Origin of the sequence: Corynebacterium sp. MSK158, assembly GCF_030229085.1 — a bacterium.
Classification (GTDB): Bacteria; Actinomycetota; Actinomycetes; order Mycobacteriales; family Mycobacteriaceae; genus Corynebacterium.
The window spans coordinates 66273-79988 of record NZ_JASPHJ010000002.1 but is presented as its reverse complement, the minus strand read 5'-3'; the positions used below and the strand labels follow the sequence as shown (position 1 = coordinate 79988).

The window sequence follows — 13716 nt, the reverse complement described above, 5'->3', positions numbered from 1 at the left end:
CTTTTAATGGCCGTCACAACTCTCGCTATTACCTGGATTATGGCCCAAACGCCCTCCCTCGCCTCGCCCGGCACACCGCTCGGTGTGCGCGTGCCAAAGGACTACCTTTCCGATAGTGCAGTTACCTCTGCTCTTGCTGGATACAAGGTCCGTACTTGGGGCTGCGGCATCACGGCAACAATTCTGTCCCTCTTTGCCTGGAAATTGCCACTCCTCGCCGCCGTACCGTCCCTCTTGGTAACGCTCGGCGGCTTGTGGGCCTACATCTCTCAACGCCGCCGCATCATCGCCGCGAAAAAGGTCGGCGGTTGGTTCGACGAGGTTGAAACCACCATCGCTGCTCGTGTGTCCACCAACGCCAATGGCACACCCGAATTCGAAGGCATCCCCACGCCGACTTTTCCGTGGGTAACAATGCTCGCCTCCCTGTTGTGCATCGCGGCCGGTGCCATCATCGTCGCTTCCCACTGGTCCGATATTCCTGACCCCGTTCCTGTGCACTGGAATTCTTCCATGGAGGCGGATAATTGGAGCGAAAAGAATATCGGCAGCGTATTTTCTCTCTCCTTCATCGCCTTAGGAACGCTCTTGCTTTTCGCCATCATCTGCTCTTTTATCGCACATAGTGAGGTATCCCCACGTTCAGAACGCAGCATTAAAGCTCGACTGCGCAACGAGGCCAACCTCGCCTTCACGAATACCGGAATGGGAGTTCTCACCCTGCTCTTGTGTGCCGGCATGGCCTTCATGCAAGTAACCGGCCCTGTACCGCAATTTCAGCGGTTTAATGGCGCCGCCGTTATCACGATGTTGGTTCTTACCATCGGTGGCAGCATCGGACTGGTTGCATTTCTTCTCTACAAACAATCTCAATTATCTGAACAACTGCGTGGAATCCGCTTTCCCGATGAAGGCAAAGAATCACCGGACAATGACCATCTCTATAAATGGGGAGTGATGTACTACAACCCAGAGGATCCGGCGGTACTAGTGGATAAGCGCTTCGGCACAGGCGTGTCGTTCAACTTCGCCCGCTGGCAGGCCAAGGCATTCCTCGCCATCACACTTCTGGTTCTAGTCGGCTCAATAGCGCTGCCTTTAATACTCAGCTAAAAATTTTGGCATTCAGGCTAGATCACGATTTTCGTCCATACAAACCACCGATTTCGTCGACGGTTTTGGTGGTTTATATGGACGAAACTCGCGAAAAGCCGCCTGCAGACAGCACTGCGCCCCGCTTCCTAGAGGATTGCGCGAAGGAAGCGGGGCGCTGGCGTGCGTCAGTTAGTTGATGACGGCGATGAGGTCGCCGCCTTCCACCTTGGTGGCCTGGCCGATGGCCACGCGCTCGACCACACCATCCTTGGTGGCGGAGATGGATGCTTCCATCTTCATCGCCTCGATGACGGCGATTTGATCGCCGGCCTTCACCTCGTCGCCGGGCTTGGCGGTGGGGTTGACCACGCCGGCGAATGGTGCGGCGACGTGGCCCTCGTTGGAGGGGTCGGCCTTTTCGACGGTAGCGACCGTGGATTCGGCGTTCTCGTCGCGCACCTTCATCGGGCGGATCTGGCCGTTGACGTTGAGAACCACGTTACGCATGCCCTTTTCGTCCGGCTCACCCACGGCGTCGAGACGCACTACGACCTGCTTGAGGTCAGCGCGATCGGTGGAGTCCTCTGGGAAGTAGTGGACGACCTTTTCTTCGCCTTCGGTAAGACCATAGAAGAAGGTGGTATCCGTCAGTGCCTCGGTGTTGCCGTACTTGCGGCGGAACTCGTTGAATTCCTCGAACTGCTTCGGGAATAGCAGGCGATTCAGGCTGGCACGGCGCTCATCCGAGTTATCGGATTCCAGATGCGGTTGCTCTTCCGCAGGAACCTCGCTCACCTTGGCGCCGGTTTCCTCGCGGCCATCGAGCACCTTATCGCGCAGCTCCGGCCAACCGCCTGGAGGGGTACCGAGCTGGCCGCGGAGGAATTGGTTGACCGAGTCCGGAATATCGAACTTGGTGGGGTTAGCAGCGAAGTCCGCAGGGTCTACGCCGGCACCGACAAGGTGTAGGGCGAGGTCGCCCACAACCTTGGAGGACGGGGTGACCTTGGTCGGACGGCCCAGCATCTCATTGACTGCTGCATAGGTGTCCTCGATGACCTCGAAGCGGTCCGCCAAACCGAGGGCAACAGCTTGGGCACGCAGGTTGGACAGCTGGCCGCCCGGAATCTCGTGCTTGTACACGCGACCGGTCGGGCCAGGGATACCGTTCTCAAACGGAGCGTAGAGCTGACGCACGGCCTCCCAGTAGGGCTCGAGATCCGATACGGCCTGCAGGTCGATGCCGGTATCGCGCTTGGACTGGGAGAACGCTGCGATAAGGGCGGACAGCGACGGCTGCGAGGTGGTGCCGGCCAACGGCGCGGAGGCGCCGTCGACGATGTCGGCACCGGACAAGGCGGCCGCATAGTAGGTTGCCATCTGGCCGCCCGCGGTATCGTGCGTGTGGACGTGCACCGGCAGGTCGAATTCCTTGCGCAGCGCCATAACCAGCATGGAAGCGGCCTCTGGGCGGAGCAGACCGGCCATATCCTTGATGGCAAGGACATGGGCTCCGGACTCTACAATCTGCTCGGCCAGCTTGAGGTAGTAATCCAGCGTGTACAGGTTCTCCTTCGGCGACGAAAGGTCACCGGAGTACGCCATGGCCACCTCAGCAACGGTGGTATTGGTCTCGAGGACGGCATCGATGGCGGGGCGCATCTGGGAGACGTCGTTAAGAGCATCAAAGATGCGGAAGACGTCCACGCCGGACTTGGCTGCTTCCTGGACAAAGCCGCGGCAGACCGAGTCTGGGTACGGGGTATAGCCCACGGTATTGCGACCGCGCAGGAGCATCTGGATGTTCTGGTTCGGCATAGCCTCGCGCAACATATCCAGGCGGACCCACGGGTCTTCGTGGAGGAAGCGCATGGCGACGTCATAAGTTGCACCACCCCATGCCTCGACCGAGAACAGGTTCGGGGTCATGCGGGCTACGGCTTCGGCTGCAGAAACCAGGGCGGTACTACGCACGCGGGTAGCCAGCAGGGACTGGTGGGCGTCACGGAAGGTGGTATCCGTAACCATCAGCGCATTCTGCTGACGGATCTTCTCCGCCCACTTTTGCGGACCAAACTCGAGCAGGTCATCGCGGGAACCGCGCGGCAGCGGCTCGGAAAGGTCCAGCTCAGGGAGCTTATCAAAGGGGCGCAGCGCCGTCGGGCGCGTACCGTTGGGCTTATTAACGGTGGTCTCCGCGATGTACTCGAGGATGCGACCAGATTCGTCGACTGCCGGCGGAGCCTTGAGCAGGTGCGGGTGTGCATTGATGAATCCGGTGTCCACGCGGGTCTGAGTAAAGTCCGGCTCGCGCAGCAAGGCACGCAGGAATCCAATATTGGTGGCTACGCCAGAGACATGGAACTCGTTCAGCGCACGCTGGGCGCGCTGCACGGCCTGCTCAAAGTTGACGCCGCGGCAGGTCATCTTCACCAGCAGGGAGTCGAAGTTGGGCGAAACCTCTGCGCCCACGGACGTTGCACCGTCCAGGCGCACGCCGGCGCCGCCCGGCGAACGATACGCGGTCAGCGTGCCGGTATCCGGGCGGAAACCGTTATTCGGGTCTTCAGTGGTAATGCGGCACTGCAGAGCAGAACCGGTGATGGAAATCTTGTCTTGGGCGAGCTGAATATCTTCCAGCGATGCGCCGGCCGCAATATTCATCTGGGCCTTGACGATGTCTACGCCGGTGATTTCCTCGGTCACGGTGTGCTCCACCTGCACACGCGGGTTCATCTCGATGAAGACGTGGTTGCCGCGCTCATCGACGAGGAATTCCACGGTGCCCGCACCCTCGTAATTGATGTGCTCACAGAACTTCACTGCGTCAGCACAGATGCGGTCACGCAACTCTGGGTCGAGCGTCGGCGCTGGGGCTATCTCCACTACCTTCTGGTGACGGCGCTGAACGGAGCAATCACGCTCAAAGAGGTGAATGACGTTGCCCTGGCTATCGCCCAGAATCTGAACCTCAATGTGTTGTGGCTTAATGACCGCAGTCTCAAGATACACACTGCCATCACCGAAGGCTGCCTCTGCCTCACGGGAAGCCTCGGCAGCTTTCTCGCGCAATTGATCTTCGGATTCGACGAAGCGCATGCCGCGCCCGCCGCCACCGGCAACGGCCTTAACGAATACCGGGAAATTGAAATCCTTGGAGTATTCCACCAGCTTATCGACGTCCGTCGATGGCTCGGAATCCTGCAAAGTCGGCAGCCCAGCTTCCTTCGCCGCACTAACTGCAGCCGCCTTATCGCCGGTGAGATCCAAGGTCGCTGGGGTTGGACCAATGAACTTAATGCCATTGTCCTCACACGCACGGGCTAAATCTGCGCGCTCCGAAAGGAATCCGTAGCCGGGGTAAATGGCATCCGCTTCGGCCTTCTTGGCGGCGCGGATAATCTCATCAATGTCCAAGTATGCCTTGACCGGCTGCCCCTCGGCGCCGATGCGGACGGCCTCATCCGCGAAGGCGCGGTGGAAGGAGTTTCGGTCTTCGCGAGGATAGACCGCGACGGTCTTTGCCCCGGTCTCAAAGGCAGCGCGGAATGCACGTACGGCGATTTCGCCACGGTTGGCTACCAGAATCTTTTTGAACGATGGAAGCGCGGGATTAGCCACTTCTGTGTTCCTTTCAACTCGGAAGGTACTGCGATACAGCACCTCCTCTTGGGTGATCCGTATCTCAGTTTAGAGATCGAAACCTTCCTTGTCTGCCCATTTTCAAGCGGAGTTTGCCACACTATCCAGCGCCGAAACCGTTGAACGGGTGGTTTCTGCAGTCCGACCAGTAATAACAGGGTTAGCTATTCTGTAAATCTTGCAAATTTTTACCTCAACAAAATATGCAGCGGGGACACCTGCGTACCCAAGTAAACCGTTGTTGACCAAACGCCTCCCCGGCTATATGGTTACCCACATAGGTGGTAAACCCATACACCAGGGAAGGAATCACATGCCACATACACGAGAGGCCGCACCATGAGCGATACTCGGCCTATTTATCAACAGCTGGCAGGAGGAATCAGAGACATGATTATTTCCGGCGAACTCCCCGAGGGAGAACGCGCCCCCAGTACCAATGAGCTTTCAGCTTTCCATTCCGTCAACCCCACTACCTCCGCAAAGGCACTAACCGTCCTCTTCGAGGAAGGCCTGCTGGAAAAGCGACGCGGCCTGGGCATGTTTGTGCGCGAAGGCGCGCGCGACAAGGTACGCCACCAACGCCAAGAGGCGCTCAGGGAAGACTTCATCGTGCCTCTCCTCAAGGAAGGAGCCGCGCTGGGCTTAAGCGCCAGCGATATCGCCGACCTCATCGAAGCCGAAGGAGACCATCATGACGCACCTTAAGATGCACAATGTCAGCTGCAAGCGCCGCCTGCACGTGCCACACCTGGATCTCACCGCCGGCATGTATGGGCTTATCGGCCCCAATGGCGCCGGCAAGACCACGCTCCTGCGCGCGATAGCGGGATTCCTCCCTACTAAGGGCAGCATCGATACCCCACAGGTAGCGATTGCGCGCACCGGCGCCGATATTTTGCTCTCCGGTTCCACCGTGGCCCAGCACCTGCGCGCCGCACAGCATGTGCGCGAGGGTTTCGACGTGGGGTATGCGGAGGAGCTGTTGGATAAGGTGGGCGTCGACAAGCGCAGCAAGAACCGCTCTCTAAGCACCGGCCAGCGCCAACTGGTTGCCTGTGCCACTGCCCTGGCAGCGCGCACGCCGGTCACCCTCCTCGATGAGCCCTTCAACGGCTTGGATGCACCGACGCGCACGCGCCTGCGCGAGCTCATTATCGCCCACGCCTCCGGCACCCCGGACTGGCTGCTGGTGCTTTCTTCTCACCGCGCCGAAGACCTCGTCGGCCTAGTTGACCAAGTCATTACCGTGCACGACGGCACGGTCAATAAACCCACCGACCTGGAATCCCAACGGCCGCACTACCCCGTCATTAGCGGCAGCACCAAGGACGTGGAGCAAGCACTCGCGCTTGCCGACGCCCTCCCCCTCCACTACTCCTCCCTTGGCTCCACCTCCAAGGTGCACGCGTGGTGCCCGGCCCCGTTCCCGGCCGATACCGCAGCCGCCGCCCATGTCACCGTCTCCTACCTCGACGACGGCCAACTCATTGATTCCCTTGTCTCCCGCGCCCACGAATCCACCCGCACCCCACAAGAGGAGTTCTAGTCATGAAGCTACTGAAGACCTTCAACCTCAATGCCGCCAAAGCGCTCATCGTCATAAGCATCATCGTCGTTTTGCTGTGGGGTCTCCCGTATGCCGTCCCCAGCGATCCCTCTGCCATCGGCGCCAATCCAACCGGCTGGGGAATCTTCGCAGTCTTTATGTGGGGACTCTACTGTGCCTTCGCCGCAACCGAATACCGTTCCTTGCGCGGCCTAGGGATGCGACCCCGGCAATGGCTTACCAGCATGCACGCGACGCTGTGGCTAGCCGCGCTCATTTTTGGAGCCGTCGCCTGGACCGCTTACTACATCGCTCTGCAATCGGGTGCGTACGCGAATTCTTCGTGGGCAATCACCCCCGGTGCTGTAGAAGCCAGCCTTCCGTTTTGCTACGCGGCCACCTTCGGTAGCTTCGCCTGTGGCCACCTCATAACCGGATACATTGGCGCACTCATCGGTGTGGTAGTAAGTAGCGCAAACCAAAGCTCCCTATTCGTTCGGCTCCTACTAATCGCCGGCATCATCGTCGGCCTATTCCTAGCGGATGGCATCGTGATTACTCTCGCTGAATCATTTGGAGCTGTAGAAATCGGCGCCCCATGGCCCGGCATGTTTTTCTTCGCTGGTTTAGCGGTCCTTATCTGCACCGCAGCAATTCACCTCCTGGCGCGGCGTATCCAGCCATAACCCGACCGCAGAAAAGCCCCGACAAGTATGTCAGCTCCCCCACTCCGGCCAACGTGACGGTGCCGGAATGTGAGGGAGCTGACACGTTTTAGAAGGACTTTGGCGGGACCGAACGCTGCTCCTCGCCGTTATATGCGGATAGCGGACGAATAAGCGAGTTATTCTCGTTCTGCTCCACAATGTGCGCGGTCCAACCGGTAATGCGGGCCATGACAAAGATTGGCGTGAAGAATTCAATGTCGAAACCCAAGATGTGATAGGCAGGGCCAGCGGGAAAATCGAGGTTAGGCTTGATCTTGATGGAGGTATTATCCTCCATCGTCTTGGCCATGATGTCGTACATCTCAATCCATTGGGTCTGGTCATGTTGTTCGGCCAGCTCCTTAAAGGCGGCCTCCATGGTGGGAACTCGGGAATCGCCGTTTTTGTAAACGCGGTGGCCAAAGCCCATGACCAGTTCCTTGTTGGCCAGCTTCTTCTTGGTCCACTCTTCGGCCTTAGCGGGATCACCAACCTCCAGGAAGTTCTTCATAACTGCCTCGTTGGCACCGCCATGCAATGGCCCCTTGAGAGCGCCGATGGCCGCAACAATGGCGGAGTACGTATCGGACATAGTGGAGGTCACCACGCGGGCAGCGAAGGTGGAGGCGTTAAATGAGTGCTCGGCGTAGAGAATGAGGGACTTATCAAAGGCCTCGATATCGGCGCGGTTGGTAGCTGGGGAGCCTTCCTCATCACCGAAGACCATCCACAGGAAGTTCTCCGCAAAGCCCTTCTTGCGAGAAGGTTGGATGTAGCCCTCGCCGCGGCGGCGTCGGATATCGAGAGCAATGATCGTGGGAATCTTGGCCATTAGCTCAAGCGCGGTGCGACGGATATGTTCAGAGTCTTTGGTGTATTCCTCTGGGTCTTGAGAACCGATATAAGAAATGGCGGTACGCAGAACGTCCATTGGGTGACATGACAGCGGCATGGACATAATGAGGTCAATGACATGGCGCTCCAAATGGCGCAGGGCTTTCTCGCGGGCAGAGAATCGGATGAGGGATTCCTGTCCCGGCAGCTTGCCGTTCCACAGCAGATAGGCCACTTCCTCGAAGGAGCAATAGCGGGCAAGCTCTTGGACGGGATAGCCGCGGTAGGTCAGTGAGTTGGTCTCAGGAACGACCTTGGACACGGCAGTCTCATCGACGACGACGCCATACAGGCCCTTACGGATTTCGGGGGTCTGGTTCTTATCGGACATGGTGTAAATTCTCCTTAGCTTTCGAAGGTGGGACGGTAGGTGTCTTTGGAATAGGTGAATACGGATTTGTCGAAGTCGTTGTATTCCTCGTAACGCACCAGCTCATAAAGGCGGGAACGGTGTTGCATGCGCTCGAGCCAGTCGGTTTGCAAGCCGGTTTCATGCATATCCCGCAGGAAATCTTCGGTAGCGCCCATAGCCACGCGGAAGGTGGAGACGGGCCAGATGACTGCGTTATAGCCGAGGTCTTCTAGCTGTTGCGCCGAAAGCAACTCGGTTTTGCCGAATTCGGTCATATTTGCCAGCAACGGGGCGTCGACAGCAGCGCGGAATTTTTCAAAGTCTGCTGGCTGATACAACGCCTCAGTGAAGATAAGGTCCGCACCGGCATCGGCGTAAGCCTTTGCACGGTCGATGGCGTCATCAATGCCGTTGACTCCTGCGGCATCGGTGCGGGCACAGATAATGAAGTTAGGGTCGCGCCGCTCGTTGACCGCGGCGCTAATACGGCGGAGCATAATATCTGTGTCCACCACTTCTTTGCCGTCGAGGTGGCCGCAGCGCTTCGGGTTGACCTGGTCTTCAAGGTGGCATCCGGCTAGGCCTGCGTCTTCGAGTGCGGCTATGGTGCGGGCGGCGGACATGGGTTCGCCGAAGCCCGTGTCGGCGTCGACAAGCACGGGCAGGTCCGTCGCGCGGGCAATCTGGCCCGAACGCTGCGCCACCTCAGTCAAAGTGGTCAGGCCAATATCGGGAAGGCCCAAATCATTGGCCAGCACCGCGCCGGAGACATAAACTCCGCCGAAACCACCGATATCCTGAATTAAGCGCGCGGTCAGGGGATTGAACGCGCCTGGCAATCGGGTAATGGTGCCGGATTCAAGGTCGGCGCGGAATTGCTGGCGCTTTTCCGCGGGAGTTTTCAAAGAGCCAAATAGTCCAGCCATTAGAAGAGTCCTTCCGGTTTCTGGGGTGCGGCAGCGAGGTGAGCATCGGTCACCCGCACGTTTAGCTCGTTAAGGTCAGTGAGATTTTCCAAGTTTTGGACGGCGTTGAGGAAGCGCTCTTGTTCGGCCTCGTCCACGATGCCGTTTGCGAGTTTTCTGAACTTCTCTATGTATTGCTCGCGCGCAAAGGGTCGGGCACCAAGCGGGTGGGCGTCAGCAACGGCGCGCTCATCTTCTATCACCGTGCCGTCTTTGAAAGTGATCACAGCCTTGCCACCAAAGGCCTTTTCAGAAAGGTCGTTGGAGTGATAACGGCGGGTCCACTCGGGGTCCTCGACGGTGGAAATCTTGTGCCAAAGTTCGATGGTCTCCGGGCGGTTGGCACGCTCGGGAGCATAAGAAGCCTCGTGGTCCCACTCGCCGTCCTCAAGGGCGACGGCAAAGATGTACATGATGGAGTGATCCAGCGTCTCCCGGGAAGCAGAGGGATCCATCTTTTGCGGATCATTGGCACCGGTACCGATGACATAGTGCGTGTGGTGCGAGGTATGCAGAACGATGGACTCGATATCCGCTGTCCTCAGTCCCCTTTCTGCCAGGGTTTTCTTCAATGCAAAGGCCATATCAATGGGCGCTTGGGCCTGGTATTCGGCCGAGTGTTCCTTGGTGTAGGTATCCAAGATGGCTCGTTTTGGCTCGCCGTCCTCCGGCAGCGGGACGGAGTAAGTGCGCTCCGGCGAGTGCAGCATCCACGCGATGAATCCATCCTCGCCTTCCCAGATGGGCGCCGGTGCGCCCTCGCCACGCATCGCCCGGTCGACGGCCTCAATGGCCATTTTTCCCGCGAAGGCTGGGGCATAGGCCTTCCATGAAGAAATCAATCCCTTGCGGGATTGGCGGGTGGCGGTCGTGGTGTGCAACGCCTGACCCACCGCCTGGTAGATCGTGTCCCTATCCAAACCGAGCATGGTACCGATGCCGGCGGCCACGGAGGGCCCGAGGTGCGCTACATGGTCAATCTTGTGCTCGTGCAAGCAGATTCCTTTAACGAGGTTGACCTGGATTTCATAGCCGGTAGCGATGCCGCGGATAAGATCACGGCCGCTAAGGCCCTTGTGCTGCGCGGTAGCAAGAAGCGGCGGAATATTGTCCCCTGGGTGCGAGTATTCAGCGGCGAGGAAGGTGTCGTGATAGTCCAGCTCACGGACCGCTGTGCCGTTGGCTAGGGCGGCCCATTCGGCCGAGTAGGCTCCATCCACACCAAATACAGTGGAACCTCCCTCGCTTACCGGGTGTGCCTGGGCCATGGTGCGGGCGGAGGTGACAGGCCCCCGCGCCACGGAGGCCATAGCCACAGCTGCGTTGTCGATAATGCGGTTAATAATCATGTCGGTGGTCTCGGCTGGGACCTCTACGGGGTCCGCGGCTACTTCTGCCACCTTGTATGCCAAGTGTTCCTCATAGGGAAATTCCTCGGCGGATTTATGGGTGCGTACCTCGTGCTTCTTCACTAGATGGGTCCTCCTTCACTCTGCGATGCGTTGCACATCACACTAAATGCTTGAATGTGCTCTGCGCTATAAGTAGGGTGTGTGTAATCTAGCGGAACGATTCAGTGGAATCTGCAAACCTTGTGGTTTCTGCTGTTCACGGCGGCGAAAGGTGGCCGAACTAGCGATGACCAAGCATTATGCGGGGGCACGAATCCATGCACTGCGCAAGCAGCGGGGGCTAACACAGGTAGCGATGGCCAAACAGTTGGGACTATCAACCAGCTACCTCAACCAGCTCGAAAACGATCAACGCCCGCTCACCGTCACCGTGCTCATGCAGCTGACCCAGCGCTTCGACGTGGATCCCGGATACTTCGCCGACGACCGCGATACGCGCACCATCACCGACCTGCGCCGCATCTTTCCCGACGCTGCCGAAGAGTCCTTGGCCGACCTAGCCTCGCGCTTTCCGGAGCTCATGCCCCGTTTCGTAGACGTCGCCACCCGCGCCGCAGCGCGGGAGCGCTCCCCTTTTGAGCTCGTCCGTGATTTTTTCTACGACGCCCATAACTACATCCACGAGCTCGATGTCCTAGCTGAAGAGCTCGCCGGCCAGCTCGGTGACCGGGTGCTACGCCGCGGCCGTTTAGCGTCCCGCATGCACGAGGATCTCGGCGTTACCGTCCGCTTTTCCCGGCCGGGACCACGCCGCAGCTTCGATCCAGACACCCGGGAGCTTGCGCTTCGTGACGGCCTTTCCGAAGCCCAATTGGTCTTTGAAATGGCGCTCCAATACTGCCTGCTCGCCTACCGCGATGTCTGCGATAACCTCGTCTCCGAGCTTCCTGCCGGCGAGGCGCAAGAACTAGCTACCTTAGGGCTCGCACAGTACTTCGCGGCCGCGGTCACCATGCCCTACCAACCGTTCCTGTCGATGGCTGAGAAGACCCGCTACGATATCGACCTTTTGTGCAACTACTTTGGCACCGGTTTCGAAACCACCGCACAACGCCTGGCCACCCTCCAGCGCCCAGGCCTTACCGGCGTGCCCTTTTCCTTCATCCGCACCGACCGCGCTGGGAATATCTCCAAGCGCCAATCCTCCACCGCCTTCCACTTCGCCCGCTCGGGCGGGTCATGCCCATTATGGGTAGTCCACCGCGCCTTTGAGACGCCCAATCGCATCACCCGCCAGGTAGCCGCCATGCCAGATGGCCACGCCTACCTGTGGATAGGCCGCTTTGTGCAAGGAACCGCACAATCTTGGGGAACCCCTCGCAAAGAGTTCGCCGTGGGCTTAGGCTGCGATATCTCTGAGGCCGACCGCCTTGTCTACGCCGATGCGCTTAATTTAAACGTATCCGCCGCCACCCCTATCGGCCCTGGGTGTACCGCTTGCCCGCGCGAGCATTGCCCCCAGCGTGCTCTTCCTCAAGCGGATCGCGCCATCCAGGTTTCACTCAATCGCACCGCCGAGCATTCTTACTCCACCTTTTAGCGGCGCATGAAAAAGCGCCCGATCTCGACTGATTATCGAGTGCGGGCGCGAAGAGAGGAATTGGTTTCGTTTACTCCAGATCGTCGTGGGCAACGAGGCGTCGCGCGGCCTCGGTGATGGTGCCCGACAGGGACGGGTATACGGCGAAGGAATCGGCCAGCTGGTTCACGGTGAGCTGGTTCGTCACGGCCATGGCAATGGGCAGGATGAGCTCGGAGGCGGTCGGCGCAACGATGACGCCGCCGATAACGCGGCCAGAGGTGGCGCGGCAGAAGAGCTTGACAAAGCCGTGCTGCAGGGAACGCATCTTGGCGCGCGGGTTCGTATTGAGCGGCATGGTGATGGTGCGGGCGGCGACTTCGCCGGCCTCAATCTCTGCCTGGGTGAAACCGACGGCGGCGATTTCCGGGCGGGTGAAGACGGCGTTGGCCACGGTCTTCAGGCGCAGCGGGGACACGCCCTCACCTAGGGCGTGGTACATGGCTACGCGGCCCTGCATTGCGGCGACGGAAGCCAGCGGGAAGAGGTCAGAGCAGTCGCCAGCGGCGTAGATGCCGGCAATATTGGTGCGGGAGACGCGGTCAACCTGAATGTGGCCGGACTTAGCGGTTTCTACGCCGACGTTCTCCAGCTTGAGGTCCTGGGTATTCGGGATAGAGCCGATGGACATGATGACGTGGGAGCCGGTGATTTCGCGGCCGTCCTGCGTGGTGACCAGGACGTTGCCATCCTCGGTGCGGTTGACGGTTTCCACGCGGCAGTTCTTTTCCAGTTCCACGCCGCGCTCGCTCAGCACGGTCTCGAGGACGTCGGCAGCGTCGGCGTCGTCATGCGGCAAGATGCGGTCACGGGAGGCAACCATGGTGACCTTCACGCCCAGCTCAGCGAATGCGGAGACGAACTCGGCGCCGGTCACGCCGGAGCCGACGACGATGAGGTGCTCAGGAAGCTCGGTGAGGTTGTATACCTGCTGCCAGGTGAGGATGCGCTCGCCGTCCGGCTGGGCGCCGGGCAGCACGCGCGGCGTGGCGCCGGTGGCTACCAAGACAAGGTCTGCGTTAAGGGTTTCCTCGCGACCATCCTCGTTGAATACCGCGGTGACCTTGTGGCCGCCAAAGGCATCGGCTTCCTGATCCTCTGGGAAGTAGCCGCGGCCGTCAATAACGCGGGCGCCTAGGGATTCCACCGTGGCGCGGATATCGGAGGACTGCTTGCTTGCCAGGTCCTGCACACGCTTATTCAGAGCGGTCAGGGAGAGGTGGGCCTGGCCAATGCCTTCGTTGAGCTTCATATCCTCGGCGCGGCGCAAGTCGGTCTTGATATTAGCGCCGGCGATGAAGGACTTGGAAGGAACGCAGTCCAAAATAACGCTGTTACCGCCCATGCCTTGGTCTTCAATAATGGTGATTTCTGCACCATACTTGGCGCCTGCCAACGCGGCTTCATAGCCTGCCGGGCCACCGCCGATGATGACAATTCGCTTGGTCTGGTTCAACACGCACTTGCTCCTTTATCAGCTCCACTTTAAAAGTCGCTTACGAGTCTAACGTGTAGGACCTT

10 protein-coding genes are annotated in these 13716 nt (G+C 59.3%); 5 read left to right on the top strand and 5 right to left on the bottom strand.

All coding sequences use genetic code 11. The annotated features are described in order from the left end of the window. Positions 1–6: 6 nt before the first annotated feature. On the top strand, positions 7–1113 hold the full coding sequence (locus QP915_RS02455) for a DUF1648 domain-containing protein (protein ID WP_284767851.1): 1107 nt from the start codon (positions 7–9) through the stop codon (positions 1111–1113). Between the two features lie 171 nt (positions 1114–1284). Here QP915_RS02455 and QP915_RS02450 read toward each other — a convergent pair whose 3' ends face one another. Next, complete coding sequence (locus QP915_RS02450) at positions 1285–4716, bottom strand: pyruvate carboxylase (protein WP_284767850.1); 3432 nt, start codon at positions 4714–4716, stop codon at positions 1285–1287. 360 nt (positions 4717–5076) lie between these two features. On the opposite strand from QP915_RS02450, the gene QP915_RS02445 reads away from it, so the two are divergent. Genes QP915_RS02445 through QP915_RS02435 form a run of 3 tightly spaced genes read left to right on the top strand, consistent with a single transcriptional unit; the run spans position 5077 to position 6972 of the window. Further along, positions 5077–5445 (top strand): GntR family transcriptional regulator, encoded by a 369-nt coding sequence (locus QP915_RS02445; RefSeq protein WP_284767849.1) that lies wholly within the window; start codon positions 5077–5079, stop codon positions 5443–5445. Then, positions 5432–6286: an ATP-binding cassette domain-containing protein gene (locus tag QP915_RS02440; protein ID WP_284767848.1), complete on the top strand. Its 855-nt coding sequence runs from the start codon at positions 5432–5434 to the stop codon at positions 6284–6286. The genes QP915_RS02445 and QP915_RS02440 overlap by 14 nt, the downstream gene beginning before the upstream one ends. Before the next feature lie 2 nt (positions 6287–6288). Next, on the top strand, positions 6289–6972 hold the full coding sequence (locus QP915_RS02435; RefSeq protein WP_284765934.1) for a transglycosylase: 684 nt from the start codon (positions 6289–6291) through the stop codon (positions 6970–6972). 88 nt (positions 6973–7060) lie between these two features. Here the strand turns inward: QP915_RS02435 and QP915_RS02430 are convergent, their stop codons facing one another. Genes QP915_RS02430 through prpD form a run of 3 tightly spaced genes read right to left on the bottom strand, consistent with a single transcriptional unit; the run spans position 7061 to position 10676 of the window. Beyond that, positions 7061–8218: a bifunctional 2-methylcitrate synthase/citrate synthase gene (locus QP915_RS02430; RefSeq protein WP_238801205.1), complete on the bottom strand. Its 1158-nt coding sequence runs from the start codon at positions 8216–8218 to the stop codon at positions 7061–7063. A 14-nt stretch (positions 8219–8232) separates the two neighbouring features. Then, positions 8233–9165 carry a methylisocitrate lyase gene (prpB, locus tag QP915_RS02425; protein ID WP_284767847.1) on the bottom strand — a complete coding sequence of 311 codons (933 nt, stop codon included), beginning with the start codon at positions 9163–9165 and terminating at the stop codon, positions 8233–8235. After that, positions 9165–10676: a 2-methylcitrate dehydratase PrpD gene (prpD, locus tag QP915_RS02420; RefSeq protein WP_284767846.1), complete on the bottom strand. Its 1512-nt coding sequence runs from the start codon at positions 10674–10676 to the stop codon at positions 9165–9167. Before prpD ends, prpB begins: the two co-directional genes overlap by 1 nt. A gap of 166 nt (positions 10677–10842) precedes the next feature. On the opposite strand from prpD, the gene QP915_RS02415 reads away from it, so the two are divergent. Then, positions 10843–12156 (top strand): short-chain fatty acyl-CoA regulator family protein, encoded by a 1314-nt coding sequence (locus tag QP915_RS02415; protein ID WP_284767844.1) that lies wholly within the window; start codon positions 10843–10845, stop codon positions 12154–12156. 70 nt (positions 12157–12226) lie between these two features. Here the strand turns inward: QP915_RS02415 and QP915_RS02410 are convergent, their stop codons facing one another. Then, positions 12227–13654 carry an NAD(P)H-quinone dehydrogenase gene (locus QP915_RS02410; protein WP_284767842.1) on the bottom strand — a complete coding sequence of 476 codons (1428 nt, stop codon included), beginning with the start codon at positions 13652–13654 and terminating at the stop codon, positions 12227–12229. Positions 13655–13716: the final 62 nt, after the last annotated feature.

Coding starts and splice junctions, on each gene's coding strand:
- QP915_RS02455 (WP_284767851.1), top strand. CDS start 7: ATGGCCGTCACAACTCTCGCTATTACCTGGATTATGGCCCAAACGCCC.
- QP915_RS02445 (WP_284767849.1), top strand. CDS start 5,077: ATGAGCGATACTCGGCCTATTTATCAACAGCTGGCAGGAGGAATCAGA.
- QP915_RS02440 (WP_284767848.1), top strand. CDS start 5,432: ATGACGCACCTTAAGATGCACAATGTCAGCTGCAAGCGCCGCCTGCAC.
- QP915_RS02435 (WP_284765934.1), top strand. CDS start 6,289: ATGAAGCTACTGAAGACCTTCAACCTCAATGCCGCCAAAGCGCTCATC.
- QP915_RS02430 (WP_238801205.1), bottom strand. CDS start 8,218: ATGTCCGATAAGAACCAGACCCCCGAAATCCGTAAGGGCCTGTATGGC.
- prpB (WP_284767847.1), bottom strand. CDS start 9,165: ATGGCTGGACTATTTGGCTCTTTGAAAACTCCCGCGGAAAAGCGCCAG.
- QP915_RS02415 (WP_284767844.1), top strand. CDS start 10,843: ATGACCAAGCATTATGCGGGGGCACGAATCCATGCACTGCGCAAGCAG.